Below are 20,109 nucleotides of genomic sequence, written 5' to 3'. Positions count from 1 at the left end.
CGTGGTGGTGCGGAGACGACGCGGGGCGGGGTCAGGCGCCGCGCCGTGCGAGCGGTCGGGCGGTCACCTTGGTCGTGACGGCGGCGACTGCGGCGCCTGCCGCGATCCACAGCAGCGCGACCAGCACGATCTCGACGACTGGCACGGCCGCGTGGGTGAGGTGCGTGAGCGCCCACCAGGGCCCGACCTCATGGGCATCGAGCACCTGCGTGCTCTCGTCGACCCACGTGTAGAGGCCGACGTACCGGTGGAACACGCCGACCGCGCCCGCGACGCCTGCGAGGGTGCCTACCGCGAGGCCCACGACCAGCGGGAGCGCGAACTCGACCGCGGCGCTCGCTCGCGCCGAGCCTCCATCGAGTCCGAGCGCGGCCTGCGCGTCCGCCTCGGCACGTGTCGCCGCGCGCCCTGCCAGGAACGTCGCGAGCGCGACGAGCACCAGCGTCCCGAAAGCGAGGATCATCGCCCACTGCTCGGTGGGCTGAGTGCCGTCGCCCCAACCCCAGTTGTAGGCGGAGGCGAAGAGTCGCACGGGGCTGTCGTCGGAGAGCGTCCCCGCCTCGGCTTGCGCCCAGGCGGCGAGCCCGAGCCACGTGAGAAGCCCGATCGACGCCGCGGCAGCGACCGCGATGACCGCCGCAGGTCCGGAGCCCTGGCGGGGACGGCCCGCGAGCGCGTCGGCCGCTGCGATCTGCCACGGACGCCTGCCCCGGCCGAGCAGCGCCGTCGTGGCTGCGACCGCTCGCCGGGCGATCTCGATGACGAGCATGATGCTGGCGACCGCGGTGGCCGCCCACAGCGCGCCGATCGTGATCCAGCCCAGCATCGTCGACGCGAGGAAGCCGGCCCAGCCGGACTCGTTGAGGACCGCCGAGATGGAGGTCGACGTGAGGAGGGCCAGCGGGGCCCACAGTGCGAGCAGCGGCCACAGCGGCACCGGTCGCGACACCTGTGCCGTGGACATCGGGGCAACGGGCTTGAGCGCTGCCGCCGGTGTCACCTTGGCGGCCCAGAAGGCAGGCACCGCACCCACGATCGCCGCGATGGTCAATGGCAGCGCGAGCAGTGCCAGGCCCACCCACGGCGGGATGGCGAGGCTTGGCGGGATGAGGGCATCTGGGTAGGCCTTCACGAGTTGCTGCCAGCCGAGGGCGGTCGCGCCATAGCCGGCAGGCAGCCCCACGAGCGCCGCCGCCATGCCGACGGCAAGCGCCTCGAGCCCGGTCGCGCCGACGAGGTGAGAGCGCCTTGCTCCGAGCACCCGCGCGGTCGCGATCCAATGCGTCCGTGCCTGCGCCTGCGCGCGTCCTGCGGCGAACGCCATGCCGACCAGTCCGAGGGCCAGCACGGCGGCGGCGACGGCGAGGTAGACCGAGGCGGTGCTGCCGTTGCGCACCCAGTAGTCCGCGTGCGACTGCGTCGGGATGAAGTACGACAAGGCTGGGGTGAGGGTCTCCGCGGATACTTCGACGCTCGCGATCGAGGTCATGCCCTCGTCGCGCGCGGCGGTCTCAAGGTCGGGCAGGGCGTCCCAGCCGACGAACGCCTCGTAGGTCCACATGTTGTACGTGTCGGGGAGGTTGGTGCGCAGCAGTCCGCTGACGCGGAGATCGCCGAGCGGCACCCACTCAGGCTCGGCCGAGTACCCGTCCCACTGCTCCATGGTGACGTGCACGGTGTCGCCGATCTCGACGTCGTTCCGCGCCGCCCAGTCCGCCGACACCACGACCTCCGAGGCGCCTGGTTCCGTGCCGTCAAGGAGCAGCTGGTCCCACTGAACGTCGCCGGTCGTCGATGCGACGCTGTAGAGCGGGTCCGCAGCCGGCTCGATGTCGTCGAGGGCCAGCAGCTCGGTCGCCGAGGACAGGTACACGGCCATGCCGGCCTGCGCGACGACGCCAGCGCCCTCGTCGTCGGCCGCCTCGAGCGCCTGGTTCACGTCGTCGAGCTGGATGGCGGCCAGCCCGTCCTCGGCCCAGCCTTCGACGGCGCTCGCCTTCCCGCTCCATGAGCCGTCGAGACCGTAGACCTCGTTGACGTAGGCGCTCGCCCCGATCTGCTGCTGCGCCGCGGTGAACGCGGCGAACGAGGCCATCGTGGTGGCCAGAGCGAGCAGCACGGTGGTCCAGATCAGGTAGGGACGATGCGCGCGCAGGTTCTCGCGCAGGAGCTGGCCGATCATGCGGACGTCCTTTCGAGCGGTCGGGCGGCGACGCGCGTGGTGAGCGCGACGATCGCGGCTCCGACCCCTGCGCACGCGAGCACGATGCCAGCGACGAGCGCGATCGGGATGAACGCGTGGCTCAGGTGCGTGAGCGCCCACCAGGGGCCGATCTGGGTCGAGGTGTCCCACTCCGAGGAGCCGTCCGAGTAGGTCGCGACAGGTGCCCACAACCAGTACGAGAAGACGGAGACCGCTCCCGCGATTCCGAGCATCGTCCCGACCGCCACCCCGGTGACGAGGGGGAACGCGAACTGCGCCGCTCCGGCGGCGCGCGCGTCCCCCGCGTCCAGGCCGAGCGCTGTCGCCGCATCGTCCTCGGCGGCCGTGGCCTGCCGCAGCGACAGGAACGCGCCGAGAGCGACCGCGACGAGCGTTGCGGCGCACAGCGCGGTGACCATGAGCAGCGTCCGCCCGAACCCGAAGCTCCCGGGCATGAACAGCACCTGAGCGAAGGGGCCCAGATGGGCTGTCGAGCCGTCCTCGGTCCAGCTCGAGGTCTCGGCCCAGTTGGCGAGCGCGGTCCAGGTCGTGATGCCGATCGCGGTCGTCGTCGCCAGCGCGAGGACCGATGCGGGGCCGGACGCCTGGCGGGGACGACCCGTGATCGCGTGGCCCGCGGTGATCCGCCACGGAGTGGTGGCAGCGGCCAATCGAGTCCCGACCCACGCGACAGCGCGGCGCGTGAGGTCCACGCAGACGGCGATGCTCGTCACGCCGGCGGCGAGGCCGAGAAGCGGTGCGGCGACCCAGACCCAGGTGGGGCTCGAGCCCGTGGCGTCGGCGATCCGGTAGACCGTAAGGAACGCGCCGGACAGGAGCGCCCACAGCGCGTACAGCGGCCACACGGGCACCGTGCGCGACACCTCGGCCTGGGTGGCCGGCGTGACGGGCTTGAGGGCCGCGGCCGGCGCGGTGCGTGCGGCCCAGAACGCGGGGATCCCGCCGACGATGCCCGCGACCACGAGCGCGAGGCCGAGCATCGCGAGCCACGCCCACGACGGCAGCGCCACGCCCGAGGGGACGAAGGCGTCGGGGTGAGCGGTGATGCGCACGAGCCAGTCGGCGGCGACGATCGCCGCGCCCGCGGCTGTGCCGACGACGCCGGCGACGAGGCCGACGCCAAGCACCTCGAGCATCGTCGCCCCGACGATCGCGGACCGGCGCGCGCCGAGCACGCGCGCTGTCGCGACCCACGACGTGCGGGCCTGCGCCTGCGAGCGGCCTACGGCGAAGGCCATGCCGATGAGGCCGGCGGCGAGAACGGCGGCGGCGATCGCCATGATCTGGGCGAGGGACGAGGTGATCGAGCCATAGGTGGTCCCGCCCACGCCCCCGTCGAGCGCCGCGAGCGCGGGCGTCTCCGTGGCAGCGGAGACCTCCGCCGAGTAGAGGAGGGGCTCGCTGTCGGGCTCGGCAGCGGCGACGGACGCGCTGTATTCCGCCGCCGTGTCCCAGTTCAGCAGGAACTCGTGTGTCGACACCCAGTACGTGTCCGGGAGGGAATCGCGTATGAGACCGCTCACGGTGAGGGAGTCGAGGTCCACCTCTGTGCTCTCGTCGGTACCCATCTCCCAGGTGGACGCGTGGGCCCAGACGGTGTCGCCGATCCGGATGCCCTGGTCGTCCGCCCACGCGGCGCTCACCGCGACCTGGCCGGGCTCGGGGGCGTCGCCCTCGACGAGGATCGCGTCCCAGTCCGCGGCGCCTGTGAGGGTGGCGCCATCCCAGAGGTTCGCGGGGAGGTCGCTGGCGTCGGTCGCCGCGTCGCGGGCCTCGGTGGAGATCGCCTCGATGGCCACGTCCAGTGTGGCCATCGCAGTGGCCTCGGCGCCCTCGTCGTTCGCCTGCGCGACGATGTCGGCCACCTCGGCAGGGGTCATGGGGTCGTACGTCACGTAGTTGTCCACGTCCTTGACGAAGTACGCCCCGCCATGCCACGGACCGTCGATCCCGTACGCCTCGGCGACGTGGTCCTCGATGGCGGAGGCCTGAGTCGCGGAGAACGTCGCGAACGACGCCATCGCGACCGCGACGGTGAGGAGCGCGGTGGTCCAGATCAGATAGGGACGATGCGCGCGCAGGTTCTCGCGCAGGAGCTGGCGGATCATGGGCGGGCCCCTTCCAGCACGCGGGTCGAGGTCCGCGCGGTGAGCGCGGCGACGGCGGCACCCACCGCGATCGCGATCACGAGGGCGGCGAGCATCACGAGCACCGGGATCGTGACGTGCGTGAGGTTGGCGAACGCCCACCCTGTCCCCGCATCTGCGGTGGTCGTGGCGTCCGCCACCTCGTCGTAGGTGCTGATCGGGATCGAGTACGTCAGCGCCGCGCCGAGCGTGCCGGCGACGGTGCCAAGTCCCACACCGAGCGTGAGCGGCAGGCCGAACTGGAGTGCGGCCGCGAGTCGCGCGGCGCGGGCGTCGAGGCCGAGCGCGGTGTGCGCTGCCGCCTCGTCGCGGGTGGCCTGGCGCCCGACCAGGAACGCGGCGAGCGCGACGAGCACGAGCAGCCCGCCGACGAGCGCGGTGATCGTGAGCATCTCCGAGTAGTCCGCGTAGGCGCCCGTCGGGAAGGAGAACGGGCCCGCGAATTGCGCCCGCACCACCGTGATGGGCGCGTACTCCCACTGCGCGCTCCACTCCCACAGCACCATCGAGCTCACCCACGCGACGATCGCCGTCGTCGCGAGCGCTAGCACTGCGGCGGGGGCGGACGCGAGGCCGGGGCGCCCGCTCAGCGCGGCGCCTGCGGTCATCGCCCATGGGCGCGGGCTGCGCTCCAGGCGTCGTGCCACGGCACGGACGATGCGCCTGGTGGTCTCGATGAGCACGGCGACGCTGGTGATCGCGGCAGCGGCCGTGGCGAGCGGTCCGACCGCGCTCGTGCTGGCCACCTCGATCGCGGTCGCGCCCCATGAGGTGTCTGACGGGGCGTGGATCAGGACGTAGAGGAGCCCTGCCGAGAGCGCCCACAGTGCGACGACGGGCCAGAACGGAACCGTGCGCGACACGGTGGCCTGCTCGATCGGGGTGCTCGGCTTCAGTGCCGTCGCGGGCTCGACTCGCGCGGCCCAGAATGCGGGGATCGCGCCCATGATGACGGCGATGAGCAGCGCGACGCCGATCAGCCCGGCCGCGAGCCACAGCGGCACGGCGACGGAGGGCGGGATCAAGGCGTCGGGGTTCGCACTCGTGAGCGCCGACCACTGGATCGCGAGGAGTCCGTACGCGCCGCCGACGCCGATCAGGCCGGCCGCGAGGCCGACGGCAAGCGTCTCGAGCAGGGTCGCGCCGACGATGGCCGAGCGTCGCGCTCCGAGCACGCGCGCGGTCGCGACCCATCCGGTGCGCGACTGCGCGCGGGCGCGGCCGACGGCGAACGCCATGCCGATCAGGCCGAGGACCATGACCCCCGAGGCGAGCAGCAGGTACTGGGCGCTCGCGTTCTCCCCTGTGGAGTAGGACGTCCACTGCCGGTCGGCATTGAGCGCGGTCAGAGTGGGCGTCTCCTGGTGCGCGGACAGGTCCGCGAGCACGGTCCAGAACTCCGTCTCGTAGCCCTGGGCCGCGAAGGACTCGAGGTCGAGGTTCAGCGCCGTGTCCCAGCCGATCAGAGCGGGCGGCATCCAGACGGAGTAGGTGCCCGTGACCGACGTGCGCAGGAGCCCCGACACGGTGAGATCCGCGGCGACCGTGAAGCCAGCTTCCCCTCCGTCCGCGTCGAAGCCGAATCGGCCGGCCGAGACCGTGTCGCCGATGGCGACGTCGTTCTCGGCGGCCCATGTGGCGTCGATCGCCACCTCGCCTGCCCCGGGCGCGGCGCCGTCGGCGAGCAGCCCGGACCAGTCCACCGCTCCCGTGAGGGTGCTCGCGGTGTACCAGGTGCGGTCCCGGTGGGCGTCGGCAGACGCACCTGTCGGAACGATGAGCAGGGTCGTGTCGGCGCGCACGGTCATCCCGGCGCCCTCGGCATCGGCCTCAGCCATGAGCGCCTCGAGGTCGCCCCGCGCCATCGTCAAGGAACCGTCGCCGTACGGGTCCTCATCGTTCGAGACGTTCACCAGGGTGCGCCACTCGCCGTCCATCCCGTATGACGCGTTGACGTGGTCGCTCACGGCATCGAGCTGCGTGGACACGAGTGCGGAGTACGACGTGAGCCCGATCGCGATCGCAAGCAGCGCCGTCGTCCAGATCAGGTAGGAGCGCTGCGAGCGGAGCTGCTCGCGCATGAGTTGGCGGATCATCGGACGCCCTCCTTGTCGGCGGTGCGGAGCTCCTCGACGGGGGTGCTCTTGGCCACGCCCGTGCCGAGCACTAGCGCTGCGAGCACCGAGAGGACCAGCCCCGCCGCGGCGACGGCCAGCGGCAGCGCGAACGACGCGTGCGCGAGGTCCCAGCCCATGATCCACAGCGCTGTCGTCGGGTCGAACGGTGCGCCGATGCCGAGCAGCGTCGGGTGGCTGCGCACGAGCGCGACGAGGGTTCCGAAGCCGATGCCGACGACGGTCGCGGACACGATCGTGACCGCCACCTCGACGGCCGGCGCGAGTCGGATCGCGCGAGGCGAGGCGCCGAGTGCGGACAGGGTGGCGAGCTCGCGGCGCCGGTCGCGCACGGAGGCCGACGCGAGCGCGACCGTCATCCCGACGCCGACGACCAGGAGGATCCATACGAGGGCGGTGTGGTCCGTCCGCTCGCTTGAGACGATGTCGTCGGACAGGTCGGTCCCGAACGTGAACAGGTCATCGCCGCCGTACTCGCTCACGATCGACCGAAGAATGGGGTGGCCGTCGGCGGCATCGTCAGCCGCCTGGTCCTCGTCGGCAAGCCACAAGATCACGCCGACCACCGGGACGTCCCCGTACTGCTCCTCGGCCCAGGCGCGGGTCACGAACGGTCCTACGGTTGTGTCGGGAAGCTCGAACAGGTCCGCCGTCTCAGTCTCGGTCGAGGGGTCGCTTGACGCGAGCGCTCCTGGGAGCGCTTGCGTGAAGACGCCGTCCTGAAATCCGACCGCCGTGAGGCCCCCATCGGACCGCACCTCGAGGTCGGTCGGATCAACCACCATGAACGACTCGGTGAAGACCCACGAGCGATCTCCGTCCTCGCTGAACCAGTACGAGTCCTCCCACCTGGTCGCGACCCCTGAGACAACGCCGTAGGGGATCGCGATCACCCTCGGGTCATCGAGCAGCGAGCTGACCAAGTCGGCGTCGAGCGCGTCCTGCACCACCGTGGGCCCATCCGTCTCCGTGGGCCAGTACCAATCGGTCGACGAGATCGTGTAGTCGATCTGGAACGCCTCGTTCACCTGGCTCTCCGCGTCGTCGATCGACTGGGAGACCGAGATCACGGTGGCGAGCGCCATCACGCCGGCCATCGCGCCCGTCGCGAGCGCGCGTGCGTCGGTGCGGTGCTTGAGGCTGTCCGCCGCGATGCGGGCGGCGAGCCCGAGCCCCTGTGCGCTCCACGAGACCAGCTCGGCCAGGCCCTCTCCCAGCCATGCGGCGACGCGGATGGTCGTGCGGCTCAGGAGGCGCGCCGCGAGTGCGATCCCGGAGAGGGCCGCGACCGCGGTCACGAAACCGATCCCCCGCGAGAGCCACGTCGCCGCGGTCTCGCTGAGGCTCACGAAGGAGTGGCCCGCGATCCGGTAGACGAGGAGGGCGCCCGCGCTCGCGGCGAAGGCTGAGAGCTGGAGGAGCAGCATGCGGCGCCGTCGGCCGTTGCCGACAGAGGAAGAATCGAATGCCACCGCATCGGCCGCGATGCCGGGTCGAGGCCCCGGGCGGGAGGCGCTGAATGCGGCCGCGCCGTACACGGCTCCGGTCGTGACGATCAGCGCCCCGTACGCGATCACCAGTCCGGCGAGGGCGGCAAGGCTCGGGGCGCGGAGGCCGTCGGTGCCCTGGTCGTAGTACGGCAGCGTCATCGTGAGTGTGAGGCCGACCACGACGCCGATGCCCGTCGTGAGCGCGCCATCGCGGGCTCCCCGAAAGGACTCGCCCCGCACGATCGTGCGGCGATCGCCACCCAGGTCCAGCATCGTCCTGTACTCGGGTGCCGACGTGCGTAGCGCGAGGCGCCGGAGCGTCCATGCCAGGAGGCCGAGTGGCAGGACGACGAGCGCGCCGCCCCACACGGTGATCGCCATCGTGGAGACGGCCATCGAGACGAGGGTGTCGGGGGTCGACGTTCCGAACGTGAGCCCCGCGAGCAGTCCGGCGACTCCCATGAGCCCCGCCGGGGCCCAGGCCATGGCCCGGCTCATCGCACGCCCGCCTTGTCCGCCTCGCGCAGCTGCTCTGCAGGGGTGCGCGACTCTCCACGCACACGGATCAGCGCGGCCAGTCCTGCGGCGAGTGCGACCGAGGCCACCACGAGGGCGAGCAACGCACCCCACGGCGCCTGTGCGAGGTCGAAGCCGGCGTTCCAGAGGCGGATGCCGAGCCCTCCCGCGCCGTTGAGCGCCGAGAGGAACGTGCCGAGCACGGTGCCCGCGACGAGCCCGAGCGCCGCGCCGACGGCGGTGACGGTGCCCGCCTCGATCGCCGCCGCGGTGCGCAGCGTGCCCGACTGGACCCCAAGCGCGACGAGCGTCGCGTGCTCCCTGGCCCGCAGTCGCTGGGTCGCGGCCGACAGGGCGATCACGATGCCGACGGCGACGAGCAGGAACGGGCCGCCGTACTGCGTGAGGTCGCGCAGCCCGATCGGGACGCCATCCGCCGAGTAGGCGCTTCCGAAGTCGGAGTACGGCGTCGAGACGACAGCGTCTCCGAGGTCGTGCGACAGCAATGCTGCCTCGAAGTCGTCGCCCGACATGCTCGGATCCGCGGCGTAGATCAGCAGCATCGAGTCTGCGGCCGCGCCGAACTGGTCTTCCGCCCACGCGCGGTCGACGGCGAGGAAAGGCGCGGTGGCGGAGGGTGAGTCGAGCTCGGTCACGGTGCCGTCGAGCGCGACGAGCGTCACCCCACCGATCCCCACCCCGTAGTCCAGGTACGTCACCCGAAGCCCCGGGGGTGCTACCTCATCGAGGGCATCGGGTTCGATCGCGATCAGGGTCTCGCCGGCCTGCATGTCGTTCTCGCCGAGCCCCCAGTCGGCAGGCGCGGGCGTCTCCTCGGTGCGCAGCACCGAGGTCCGCACGACGACCAAGCGGTTGTCCGACTCGAGCGAGGTGATCATGTCCTCGTCCAGCGCAGGCGCCCAGCCCGTGCCGGTCCAGCCCGGCTGGGAGGGGTCGTCCAGGAAGTCGACCGTCGAGACTTCCGCGTCCGGCATCATGTCGTAGGCGAGCGCGTTGCGTGCCGACTGTCCGTTGAGCATGACGCCGGCGCCGGCCGTGACTCCGACCACGAGGCCGACCGCGCCGATCGCGGCGACCCTGAGGGGCGCCGGTCGCACGAGCGCGTCGGCCGCGAGCGAGCGGGCGCTCCCGGTCGCGCCGTCACCTCCCAGCGCCCGGCCGAGCCGCCGGATGATCCGGTTGCCGAGCCCCGAGCCCCAGTACACGAGCACCACGGGGATCAGCAGGTAGAGCGAGAGGGACGCGGCGATGCCCAGGGCGATCACGAGGCCGCTGGTCGAGTCCGTGATGCCGGGAACCAGCATCGTCCCGATGGTCACGACCGCGAAGGTGAGCGCGATCCATGGCCACCGTGGGCGTCGCTTGGAGTCAGCTACGTCCCGGGGCATCGTCCCTGGCGTTGGCCCGGTCGGCGATGCCGACTCCGCACGTGTCGCCCAGACCGTGGCCCACCAGGTGCCGAGCGTCGCGGCGACGACGAGCATGAACCACGCCGCGACGAGTTCGCCGACGGCCCCCCAGTCGAGGTTCACGCGTGAGGTCCAGCCGAGCGCCGCGAGCCGCACCTGTGCGGCGGCGCCGCCGAGGACAAGCGAGGCACCGGCGACGATCGCGGCCCTCGCCGCGGACCGGCGCACCATGCCCGCGACGATCGACGAGCGTGTCTGCCCGAGCGCGTGGAGCGCGGTCAGCTCCGCGCGGCGGGTAGCGAGGTGCGCGGCGTCGAGCGTGCCGGTGACGGCCGCGCCGAGCGCGATCAGCAGCGGCGCGTAGATCGTGAGGAACACCACCGAGACGGAGCCCGGCAGGATCGCGTTGTAGATGCCGGCCGACTCGTCCCAAACGGGCCCGATCGCCCAACCCCACAGCGTGGCCACGACGCCGACCGCGATCCAGCTGAGGTGCCTCATCGCTCGACCCCCGCGAGCGCGTCGAGTCCAGCGAGGACCGCCTCGGGCGTGGGATCGGTGACATGGCCGGCGACCTTGCCGTCAGCGAAGAGCAGCACCCGACCCGCGTAGGACGCGGCGGTCGGATCGTGCGTGACCATGACGACCGACTGGCCAAGCTCGCGGCACGAGACGCGAAGGTGGGCGAGCACCTCGGCGCTCGCGTGCGTGTCCAGGTTGCCGGTCGGCTCGTCGGCCAGGACGATGCGGGGCCGGGTGATCAGCGCACGGGCGATGGCGACCCGCTGCTGCTGACCACCCGACATCTCGTAAGGCTTGCGCTCGAGCTCCCGGCCGATGCCGAGCATGTCGATGAGCGCGTCCAGCCACTCCGGATCCTGCGGCAGGCCGTTGAGTCTGAGCGGCAGCACGATGTTGTCGCGTGCGCTCATGGTCTGCATCAGGTTGAAGCCCTGGAACACGAAGCCGACGATCCGGCCCCGCACCTTCGCGAGCTGCTTGTCCCGCATGGCCGTGATCTCGTCGTCCCCGACCCAGACCTGGCCCGAGTCGGGCCTGTCCAGTCCGGCGAGCAGGTGCACGAGCGTCGTCTTGCCGGAGCCCGATGGCCCCATGACGGCGGTGAGCACCCCTGCCGGGATGTCGAGATCGACGTGATCGACGGCGATGACGGTCGAGGCGCCGGCCCCGTATGCCTTGGTCAGCCCCCTGGACCTCAGCGCGAGCGGCGCCTCGACCGGCGACGCTGTGGTCGCCGAGGATTCCCCCGAATTCCCCTTCATGAGGATGAAACTACTGAGTGGCACTCGGTGCCCGCGTCGGTCTGGGGGATGGACTTGGGGTCATACCCGGGTATGACGGACCTGCGTCCCGCATCGTCCTGGCGGGCGCTGAGCGTCCCGCGCCAGGCTCACGCGTGCGGCGAGACCAGCCCCGTCTCGTACGCGATGACGACGGCCTGGACGCGGTCGCGCGCGCCGAGCTTCGCGAGCACGCGGCCCACGTGGGTCTTGACGGTGGGCTCGGCGAGGTACAGCTCGGCGCAGATCTCCTGGTTGGACAGCCCGCGCGCCATGAGCGTGAGCACCTCGCGCTCGCGGTCGGTGAGGCCGTCCAGGCGGGAGTCGTCGGTCGGCTCGGGCAGCGCGGCGACGCGGTCCAGCAGGCGGCGCGTGGACGACGGCGCGATCACAGCGTCCCCCGCGTGCACCGTGCGGATCGAGCTCAGCAGGTCCTCGGGCGGGGCGTCCTTGAGGAGGAAGCCCGACGCGCCCGCGCGGATCGCGGCGAGGACGTACTCGTCCAGGTCGAAGGTCGTGAGGATGACGACGCGGGCCGGCGACGACGCGGTCAGCGCCTCGCACGCAGCGATGCCGTCCATGCCGGGCATGCGCACGTCCATGAGGACCACGTCGGCGGGCGGGTCGAGGGCCACCAAGGTCGAGACCGCAGTCGCGCCGTCTCCGGCCTCGGCGACGACCTCCATGTCGGGCTGCGAGTCCACGACCATGCGGAAGCCCGCGCGGATGAGCTGCTGGTCGTCGACCAGGGCGACTCTGATGGTCATGGGGAGAGTATGCCGGTCCCCGTGTCGGCTGTGGATGCCGGGACGATGCTGGCGCCGGTTGCGTACGGTCGAACGACGTTGACCGCGGCTTGTGGGCGGACGTACGCTTTTCTGTACAAGGAGGCAGAGATGAAGACCATGTCGTACTCGCAGTCGCGTGAGAACTACGCGCGCGTGCTCGACTCCGTCGTGGACGACCGTGAGGAGGTCGTCATCACGCGTGCGGGGCACGAGCCCGTGGTGATCGTCTCCCTCGAGGAGTACGAGTCTCTCAAGGAGACTGCCTACCTCCTGCAGAATCCCGCGAACGCGCGCCGCCTCCTCGCGTCGATCGAGCGGCTCGAGGCCGGTGCCGGAACGGAGCAGGACCTGGTCGAGGCGTGAGGCTCGTCTGGGACGAGTCGGCGTGGGACGACTACCTCCACTGGCAGCAGGCGGACCGCAAGCTTCTCAAGCGGATCAACGCGCTCGTACGAGACATCATTCGTGGGGTCGACGAGGGCGATCCGAACGCTGGTCTCGGCAAGCCGGAGCTCTTGAAGCACGGCCTGAGCGGCTACGCGTCACGGCGGATCACCGCGGAGCACCGACTTGTCTACAAGGTGGTCGGCGACGAGCTGCGCATCGCCGCCTGCCGCTTCCACTACGAGTAGCGGCCTGTGAGACGACGCCGTCAGCCCTGCTCGGGGTGCGGCTTCCCAGGCGTGACAGGCGGCAGGGCCGACCACGGGAAGGTGATCCACTTGTCGGTGCGCTTCCACACGTAGTCGGGATCGATCACCGAGCGCGGCTTCGCGTACAGCACCACGGTGCGCACCTCGGCGGCGTGCGCCTCCATGAGCTTCTTCACGAGCGCGAGGGTCTCGCCGGTGTCCGCGACGTCGTCCGCGACGAGCACCTTGAGGCCCTTCATCGCGTCCGTGTCGAGCAGCGGCGGCAGCAGGACGGGCTCGGGCAGGCGCTCGTCGATGCCTGTGTAGAACTCGACGTTCAGCGTGCCGACGCCCTTGGTGCCGAGCGCGTAGGAGATCGCGCCGCCGACGGGCAGGCCGCCGCGCGCGACCGCGACGACCGCGTCGGGCTCGTAGCCGTCGTCCACGACCATCTGCGCCAGCTCGCGCGACGCGTCGCCGTAGCCCTGCCAGGTGAGAACCTCACGCTCGTCGGTCATGCGTCTTCTCCCGGGGTCGGGCCGGCCGCGGTGGCAGGCGATGACGTGAGGCTACCCTCCCGCGGTCCCAGGGGCAGACGCGCGCGGACCAGGAAGCCGCCGCCCGCCTTCGGCCCAGCGGACAGCGAGCCCCCGAAGGCGCTCGCGCGCTCGGTCATCCCCGCGATCCCGTTGCCGTTGCCGTCGCCCCTCGCCGCCGCGCCGCGGCCGTCGTCCGAGACCGTGGCGGTGAGCCCGTCGTCCTCCCACCTGAGCTGCACGAACGCCTTCGGCGACGGACCCGCGTGCTTGAGGACGTTGGTGAGGGCCTCCTGGACGATGCGGTAGACGGCCAGTCCCGCGCCGATCGGCACGGGGCGCGGGGTGCCCGTGGTGACGTAGCTGACGTCGAGGCCGCCCTCGCGCGTCGCGGCGACGAGCGCGGGCACGTCCGCGAGGGACGGCTGCGGGCCCATCTGCGTCTCGGTGTCGCCTTCGCGCAGCACGCCGAGCAGCGCGCGCATCTCGGTCAACGCGGCGCGGCTCACGTCGGCGATCGTGTCGAGGCTGCGCAGCGCGGCATCCGAGTCCGTGCGCCCCGCGAAGCGTCCACCGTCGGCCTGCGCCACCACGACGGACAGCGTGTGGGCCACGACGTCATGCATCTCGCGCGCGATCCTGGCTCGCTCTGTCGAGGCTGCGAGCTCCTGCGCGGCGGCCGCCTCGCGCTCGCGTGCCTCCTCGAGCTCGAGCCCGCGACGCACCTGTTCGCGCAGGCGCCACCACAGCCGAGCCGAGAGCGCGAGGGCGCCCGCGGCGACCACCCACGCGAGCCAGATCATGGGGCCACCCTAGGCCCGCGCATCGTCCCTGGCCGTGGCCGGATTGTCACCGGGTGCGAATTCGTCCTCCATGAGGTCTCATGGAGGGACCGGTTCGTGACGAAGGATGAGGTATGGACGGCGACGACGACGCGCTTCTCGCCGCGCTCGCGGGCGCGCTCGAGGACGATGCGCAGTGGAGTCCCGGCGTCGAGACGGGGGCGCCGCTCGCAGCGCTGCCCGGGAGGCACCCCGGCGAGGCGCTCGAGAACCGCACTCACCCGGTCGCGGGCGTGCGCGCCTTCATCTCCGACTGCGGCACGTCGCGTCTCGAGGGCCGCACTCACGTCCTGCTGATCTCCGAGCAGGCGCCCGTCGCGCTCGGGGACGCCTTCGCCGACCTCGCGCCCGCGATCGCGGAGCGGGTGGGATCCGACGGCTACACCTGGGAGGGTGGCCTGCACCTTCACGTGACCGCGCCCGGCCGCGTGTGGGAGGACGTGCTGCGCACCGCGCGCGACGCGGTCGCCGCGCTCGCGGCGCCGCACGCCGAGGCGGGCTGACCCTCCGCGCCCGCGCGGGCTGAGCCGAGGCGCGGAAGCGGGACGGCCCCGCGCGCCGAGTTCCCGCGCGGATGCGTGCCATCACCCCTGGACGAACCGGGTCGGCGGGGCTCGCGGACGCCTGGGCGCCGCGCGCGCGGGTACGCTGAGGAGGTAATCCATCGCCGGACACACTCCCGTGAGGACTTTCTCCCATGACCGAGACCACCACCCCTGCCGCGCCCGCGCACGTGCCCGACACCGTCGAGAACGCCGCCGCGACGCCGGACGAGGAGATGCCCTGGGCCGAGCTCGGCCTCAAGGCGGACGAGTACGACCGCATCGTCTCCCTGCTGGACCGCCGTCCCACCGCCGCGGAGCTCGCGATGTACTCCGTCATGTGGTCGGAGCACTGCTCGTACAAGTCCTCCAAGGTGCACCTCAAGCAGTTCGGTGAGAAGACCACCGAGGACATGAAGAAGCACCTCATGGTCGGCATCGGCGAGAACGCGGGCGTCGTCGACATCGGCGACGGCTGGGCCGTGACGTTCAAGGTCGAGTCCCACAACCACCCGTCCTACGTCGAGCCCTACCAGGGCGCCGCGACCGGCGTCGGCGGCATCGTCCGCGACATCCTCGCGATGGGCGCGCGCCCCGTGGCCGTCATGGACGAGCTCCGCTTCGGCGAGATCGACCACCCCGACACCGCCCGCGTGGTCCACGGCGTCGTCTCCGGCGTCGGCGGCTACGGCAACTCGCTCGGCCTGCCCAACGTGGGCGGCGGCGTGGTCTTCGACTCGTGCTTCCAGGGAAACCCCCTGGTCAACGCCCTGTGCGTCGGCATCATGAAGCACGAGGACATCCACCTGGCCTCCGCCGAGGGCGTGGGCAACAAGGTCGTCCTGTTCGGCGCCCGCACGGGCGGCGACGGCATCGGCGGAGCCTCGATCCTCGCGTCCGAGACGTTCGAGGACGGCGTGCCCGCCAAGCGTCCCTCGGTCCAGGTCGGCGACCCGTTCATGGAGAAGGTGCTCATCGAGTGCTGCCTCGAGCTGTTCGCGGCCGACGTCGTGACCGGCATCCAGGATCTGGGCGCCGCGGGAATCTCGTGCGCCACGTCGGAGCTCGCGTCCAACGGCTCGGGCGGCATGCACGTGTGGCTGGACGACGTCCTGCTGCGCGACCCCACCCTGAACGCCGGCGAGATCCTCATGTCGGAGTCGCAGGAGCGCATGATGGCGGTCGTGTCGCCCGAAAAGCTCGACGAGTTCCTGGCCATCACCGGCAAGTGGGACATCGAGACCGCAGTGGTCGGCGAGGTCAACGACTCCGGTCGCCTCACGATCGACCATCACGGCCAGCGCATCGTCGACGTCGACCCGCGCACGGTCGCCCACGAGGGCCCGACCTACCACCGCCCCTACGCGCGCCCCGCCTGGATGGACGCGCTGCAGGCCGACCACGCGCCGTCGCTTCCCGAGGACCCCGACGAGCTGCGCGCCGCGGCCGTCGAGCTGCTCGCGTCCCCGAACCTCGCGGACCGCTCGTGGGTCACGAGCCAGTACGACCGCTACGTCCAGGGCAACACCGCGATGGCCCGCCCCGACACCGTCGGAGTCATCCGCGTCGACGAGGCCACGAACCGCGGCGTCGCGATCGCCACCCGCTCGAACGACCGCTACACCAAGCTCGACCCGTACAACGGCGCGGGCCAGTCGCTCGCCGCCGCGTACCGCGCGGTCGCTATCGCCGGCGCGACCCCGGTCGCGATCACCGACGGCCTCAACTTCGGTTCGCCCGAGGACCCCGACTCGATGTGGCAGTTCGCCGAGGCCATCCGCGGCCTCGCCGACGCGTGCCAGACGATGGAGGTCCCCGTCACGGGCGGCAACGTCTCGCTGTACAACGGCACGGGCGAGCCCGGGAAGATCGACTCGTCGATCAACCCCACCGCGATCGTCGGCGTCCTCGGCGTCTTCGACGACGTCACGCGCGCCACCCCGTCGGGCTGGCGCGAGGGCGGACAGGTGCTCTACCTGCTCGGCACCACGCGCGACGAGCTCGACGGCTCGCAGTTCGCCGCCCTCCAGGGTCACCTGGGCGGCCTTCCGCCGGTCGTGGACTACGCGTACGAGAAGACGCTCGCCGAGGTCATGGTGTCGGCGTCGCGCGACGGCCTGATCGATGCCGCGCGCGAGGTCGGCGAGGGCGGCCTCGTCGCCGCCGCCGCGCTCGGCGCGCTGCGCTACGGCGTGGGCGCCCGCATCGTCGTGGACGAGGTCTGCAAGCGCGACGGCGTGACCGCCGCGCAGGCGCTGCTGTCCGAGTCGCAGGGCCGTGTGCTCGTCTCGGTGCCGCGCACCGAGGAGCCCCGCTGGACCGCGATGCTCGAGGCGCGCGGCGTGCCCGCGCTGCGCGTCGGCGTGACCTACGACCGCGAGTCCCGCTCCGAGGCCGCGCTCGAGTTCCAGGGCCTGTTCGCGCTGCCGCTGTCCGAGATCGAGGACGCCTGGAAGGCCACGCTCCCCGAGCGCTTCGCCTGATGGCTCCCCGCCGGCGCATCCCGGTCGCGGCCGGCCGCGGCGCCGTCGAGGCGTGGCGGGCCGGCGTCGAATCCGGCGCCGCCGTCGACCGCACGACGCTCGCGACCGCAGTGAGGTACGCGCTCGAGGAGCTCGGCACGCGTGCGCCCGGCCGCTCGGTCGAGGTGCGCGTGCCGCCGTTCGGCGCGGTCCAGTGCATCGAGGGATCCACGCACACCCGCGGCACCCCGCCCGCGGTGATCGAGACGGACGCCGCCACCTGGCTCGCGCTCGCGACTGGCTCGCTCGCCTGGGACGACGCACTCTCCTCGGGCGCTCTCCAGGCCTCGGGCGAGCGCGCGGACCTGACGCATCTGCTGCCTCTGGTCTGACGCGTCGCGGCTGAGCCGCGCGTCCCGGCCCCCGCTCCCGACTCCGGGCCCTCTCGCATCTGCCCGTTCGCGCCCTCGCGCGGACACTTCTTGACACAGCGCTGCGCTACCGTCCGGCGTGTCGCGGGCGACACGCCGCGCCCGCGGCGCGCGCTGTGTCAGGAATCGCCCGCGACGCGTGTGCCACGATGGTGGCGCGCGGTCAGGGGTGGCCGCCGGAAGGGGGCACGATGCTGCGTCGCCCGGCGCTAGCCATCGCTATCGGAGCGCTGCTGACCGCCTGCACGTACGCGTCCGTCGAGGAGAGCGCGACGCCGAGCACGGGCGCCGCCACCGCCACTGCCGAGGAAACCGTTTCGTCGACGCCGGATCCTGCGGCGACGGCCACGGGGACCCAGGATGGGGGCATGAGCAACGACGCCACGGCCACGGATCACGCCGCCTCGTCCTTCTACGACGCGCCCAACCAGGTCGACTCCGCGCTCCAGGCGGCCCTCGACGAGGGGCGGGACGACGACGCGGCTCTGATCGAGCGGATCGCCTCCCAGCCGATCGCCGTGTGGCTCAATGGCGCGGACGATGTGACCTCGGTCGTGTCCGAGGTGTCGGACGCGGCGACGGCGGCGGATCAGATCGCGCTGTTCGTCGTCTACAACATCCCGGGTCGCGACTGCGGCCTGTACAGCGCGGGCGGCGCCGAGGAGGACGAGTACGTGGCGTGGGTGGGCAAGGTCGCCGCGGGCCTCGCGGACGGCGCGACCACGTGGGTCATCCTCGAGCCCGACGGGCTCGCGAGCCTCGGAGACTGCGACGGCCAGGGCGATCGCGTGGCCTTCCTCGCGGAGGCGGCAGCCATCCTGGACGATGCGGGGGCGGAGGTGTTCCTCGACGTCGGGCATTCGGGCTGGCAGAGCTCCGACGAGATCGCGTCCCGGATCGAGAAGGTCGGTACCGAGCATCTGGCGGGGTTCGCGACGAACACGTCGAACTACAACACGACGGCCGACGAGCAGGCGTGGGGTGAACGTGTCGCTGCGCAGGTCGGGCTCCCGTACATCGTCGACACGTCGCGCAACGGCAACGGCTCGACCGGCGAGTGGTGCAACCCGCGCGGGCGTGCGCTCGGCGAGAACCCCGGGCTGACCGGGGCGACCGAGGGGATGATCGCCACGGTGTGGGCGAAGGTGCCGGGGGAGTCGGACGGGGAGTGCAACGGCGGGCCGGCGGCCGGGGCGTGGTGGGATGAGATCGCGCTCGAGCTCGCGGGCAACGCGGGCTGACCGGGAGCCGGCGTCCTGGCCGGGCGGCGCCGCAGAGGGTCCAACGAGGCGCGACCTCTAGATCGCGGTCCCGATCGCGAGGCCCACGACCGCCGCCGCGACGCCCGCGACCACCATGCCGAGGCACTGCGCCGCGGCCATGCGCCACTCGCCCGCGCGCATCAGGCGCACGGTCTCGACGAGCGCGGTGCTGAACGTCGAGTAGCCGCCCGCGAACCCGGTGCCAAGGATGGCGAGTGTCGCCTCGGGCGCGGTGTGCGAGTCGACGAACCCTGCGAGCACGCCGAGGAACAGGCAGGCCGTGGTGTTCACGACGAACGTGCCCCAGGGGAACGCGGTGCGGTTCACGCGGCCGACCCCGGTGTCCGCCCAGTAGCGGGCGGCGCCTCCGAGTCCACCGGCGAGAGCCGTGAGCAGCAGCGTCACGAGGCCACCGCCTCGCGGGACGCGGGGTGAGGAAGCCGTCCGCCGATCCACAGCCCTGCCCCGGCGCACACGATCCCGACGACCAGGCTGCCCAGTGCGTACCCGACACCGATCGCGACGTGTCCGCCCTCGAGCAGGTGAGTCGTCTCCACGGCGAACGAGCTGTAGGTCGTGAAGCCGCCCATGACGCCGGTGCCGAGCCCCATACGGGCGAGCCTCCAGCCGCCGGCGTCGCCGATGCGCGCGATCCACTCGACGAGGATCCCGAGCAGGAGGGCACCGACCGCGTTGGCGAGGAGCGTCGCCCAGGGCACGCCGCCGTCCGCGGTGGGAAGGGCGTGCCCCAGGGTGGCGCGCCCGGTGGTCCCCACGGCGGCGCCGACGATCACTGCCGCGGTCACGACCGCGGGGTGGGTGGTCCTCACCTGACCACCGCGTCCTTCCAGTCGACGACGCTGAGCGGGACGGTCACGACGGGACGATGCTGGTGCTGGGTGAGGTGGGCGGTCAGGGACCCCTCGAGCGACTCCTTGACGTGCTCGACCCAGCCAGGCCCGCGGCTTCCCACGACGATCATGGAGGCGTCGACGGCGCGCGCGAGGTGGGTGAGCGCGCGGTCGGGGCGCCCCGCGAGGTAGTGGAGCTCCCATGCGACGTTGGTGCCCGCGAGCTGATCCCTGAGGTGCGAGGTGAGGGCGTCGCGGCGCTCGAGCCAGGCGGAGTCGTCGGCGTCGGTGTCGATGGGGGCGTGCACGACCGTGCCGTCGGGCCGCTCCTCGACGAGCACCCTGGTCGGGTCGACGTACGCGAAGCACAGCCGGGGCGCGTCGAGGCCGAGTGCGAGCCCCTCGGCGGCGTGGATGAGGATCGGCGAGGTCTCGGGCAGGACGCCGACCACGAGCGGCTGCGCGCGGAAGCCGGGAAGTCGGGAGACGCTGGGTTGCGGAGGGGTCTGATTCATCGCTG

General features: G+C 72.1%; 18 protein-coding genes. 6 read left to right on the top strand and 12 right to left on the bottom strand.

The window, feature by feature from the left end:
• Positions 1–31: 31 nt before the first annotated feature.
• The 7 genes from AOP78_RS12685 to AOP78_RS12655 form a co-directional block, all read right to left on the bottom strand.
• Positions 32–2,182 carry an FtsX-like permease family protein gene (locus AOP78_RS12685; protein WP_062205379.1) on the bottom strand — a complete coding sequence of 717 codons (2,151 nt, stop codon included), beginning with the start codon at positions 2,180–2,182 and terminating at the stop codon, positions 32–34.
• The gene (locus tag AOP78_RS12680) at positions 2,179–4,332 is read right to left on the bottom strand and encodes an FtsX-like permease family protein (RefSeq protein ID WP_062205377.1); all 2,154 of its coding nucleotides are present in this window, start codon (positions 4,330–4,332) and stop codon (positions 2,179–2,181) included. The genes AOP78_RS12685 and AOP78_RS12680 overlap by 4 nt, the downstream gene beginning before the upstream one ends.
• Positions 4,329–6,467 (bottom strand): ABC transporter permease, encoded by a 2,139-nt coding sequence (locus AOP78_RS12675; RefSeq protein ID WP_062205374.1) that lies wholly within the window; start codon positions 6,465–6,467, stop codon positions 4,329–4,331. The genes AOP78_RS12680 and AOP78_RS12675 overlap by 4 nt, the downstream gene beginning before the upstream one ends.
• On the bottom strand, positions 6,464–8,482 hold the full coding sequence (locus tag AOP78_RS12670; protein WP_062205371.1) for an FtsX-like permease family protein: 2,019 nt from the start codon (positions 8,480–8,482) through the stop codon (positions 6,464–6,466). The genes AOP78_RS12675 and AOP78_RS12670 overlap by 4 nt, the downstream gene beginning before the upstream one ends.
• Before the next feature lie 8 nt (positions 8,483–8,490).
• Positions 8,491–10,443, bottom strand: a complete 1,953-nt coding sequence (locus tag AOP78_RS12665) for an FtsX-like permease family protein (RefSeq protein WP_062205369.1) — start codon at positions 10,441–10,443, stop codon at positions 8,491–8,493.
• Positions 10,440–11,225, bottom strand: a complete 786-nt coding sequence (locus AOP78_RS12660) for an ABC transporter ATP-binding protein (RefSeq protein ID WP_062205366.1) — start codon at positions 11,223–11,225, stop codon at positions 10,440–10,442. The genes AOP78_RS12665 and AOP78_RS12660 overlap by 4 nt, the downstream gene beginning before the upstream one ends.
• A 128-nt stretch (positions 11,226–11,353) precedes the next feature.
• The gene (locus tag AOP78_RS12655) at positions 11,354–12,010 is read right to left on the bottom strand and encodes a response regulator (RefSeq protein WP_062205364.1); all 657 of its coding nucleotides are present in this window, start codon (positions 12,008–12,010) and stop codon (positions 11,354–11,356) included.
• A 129-nt stretch (positions 12,011–12,139) separates the two neighbouring features.
• On the opposite strand from AOP78_RS12655, the gene AOP78_RS12650 reads away from it, so the two are divergent.
• Entirely contained in the window at positions 12,140–12,394 is a 255-nt protein-coding gene (locus tag AOP78_RS12650; RefSeq protein ID WP_062205361.1) for a type II toxin-antitoxin system Phd/YefM family antitoxin, read from the top strand.
• Complete coding sequence (locus AOP78_RS12645) at positions 12,391–12,663, top strand: Txe/YoeB family addiction module toxin (RefSeq protein ID WP_062205358.1); 273 nt, start codon at positions 12,391–12,393, stop codon at positions 12,661–12,663. The genes AOP78_RS12650 and AOP78_RS12645 overlap by 4 nt, the downstream gene beginning before the upstream one ends.
• Before the next feature lie 20 nt (positions 12,664–12,683).
• Here AOP78_RS12645 and AOP78_RS12640 read toward each other — a convergent pair whose 3' ends face one another.
• Together AOP78_RS12640 and AOP78_RS12635 are read right to left on the bottom strand one after the other, a co-directional pair.
• Positions 12,684–13,181 carry a phosphoribosyltransferase gene (locus AOP78_RS12640; protein ID WP_062205356.1) on the bottom strand — a complete coding sequence of 166 codons (498 nt, stop codon included), beginning with the start codon at positions 13,179–13,181 and terminating at the stop codon, positions 12,684–12,686.
• Positions 13,178–14,002 (bottom strand): sensor histidine kinase, encoded by an 825-nt coding sequence (locus AOP78_RS12635; protein WP_062205353.1) that lies wholly within the window; start codon positions 14,000–14,002, stop codon positions 13,178–13,180. The genes AOP78_RS12640 and AOP78_RS12635 overlap by 4 nt, the downstream gene beginning before the upstream one ends.
• Positions 14,003–14,115: 113 nt before the next feature.
• Between AOP78_RS12635 and AOP78_RS12630 the strand changes: the two genes are divergently transcribed.
• The 4 genes from AOP78_RS12630 (at position 14,116) to AOP78_RS12615 (ending at position 18,717) form a co-directional block, all read left to right on the top strand.
• The gene (locus AOP78_RS12630) at positions 14,116–14,544 is read left to right on the top strand and encodes a hypothetical protein (RefSeq protein ID WP_062205350.1); all 429 of its coding nucleotides are present in this window, start codon (positions 14,116–14,118) and stop codon (positions 14,542–14,544) included.
• Positions 14,545–14,738: 194 nt separating this feature from the next.
• Entirely contained in the window at positions 14,739–17,066 is a 2,328-nt protein-coding gene (purL, locus tag AOP78_RS12625; RefSeq protein WP_062205348.1) for a phosphoribosylformylglycinamidine synthase subunit PurL, read from the top strand.
• Positions 17,066–17,437, top strand: a complete 372-nt coding sequence (locus tag AOP78_RS12620) for a sterol carrier family protein (RefSeq protein WP_062205345.1) — start codon at positions 17,066–17,068, stop codon at positions 17,435–17,437. The genes purL and AOP78_RS12620 overlap by 1 nt, the downstream gene beginning before the upstream one ends.
• A gap of 407 nt (positions 17,438–17,844) precedes the next feature.
• A complete protein-coding gene (locus AOP78_RS12615; RefSeq protein WP_160297639.1) occupies positions 17,845–18,717 on the top strand; it encodes a glycoside hydrolase family 6 protein in 873 nt (290 codons plus the stop codon).
• A gap of 57 nt (positions 18,718–18,774) precedes the next feature.
• Here the strand turns inward: AOP78_RS12615 and AOP78_RS12610 are convergent, their stop codons facing one another.
• From AOP78_RS12610 to AOP78_RS12600, 3 genes are read right to left on the bottom strand one after another with little or no spacing between them, the layout of a single operon-like run.
• The gene (locus tag AOP78_RS12610; protein ID WP_062205339.1) at positions 18,775–19,143 is read right to left on the bottom strand and encodes a fluoride efflux transporter FluC; all 369 of its coding nucleotides are present in this window, start codon (positions 19,141–19,143) and stop codon (positions 18,775–18,777) included.
• On the bottom strand, positions 19,140–19,568 hold the full coding sequence (locus AOP78_RS12605; protein WP_062205336.1) for a fluoride efflux transporter FluC: 429 nt from the start codon (positions 19,566–19,568) through the stop codon (positions 19,140–19,142). Before AOP78_RS12605 ends, AOP78_RS12610 begins: the two co-directional genes overlap by 4 nt.
• Positions 19,565–20,104 carry a universal stress protein gene (locus tag AOP78_RS12600; RefSeq protein ID WP_062205334.1) on the bottom strand — a complete coding sequence of 180 codons (540 nt, stop codon included), beginning with the start codon at positions 20,102–20,104 and terminating at the stop codon, positions 19,565–19,567. The genes AOP78_RS12605 and AOP78_RS12600 overlap by 4 nt, the downstream gene beginning before the upstream one ends.
• Between the last annotated feature and the right edge of the window lie 5 nt (positions 20,105–20,109).

This window comes from Demequina salsinemoris (genome assembly GCF_000974805.1).
Lineage (GTDB): Bacteria > Actinomycetota > Actinomycetes > Actinomycetales > Demequinaceae > Demequina > Demequina salsinemoris.
This window is presented reverse-complemented; position numbering and strand designations above follow the sequence as displayed.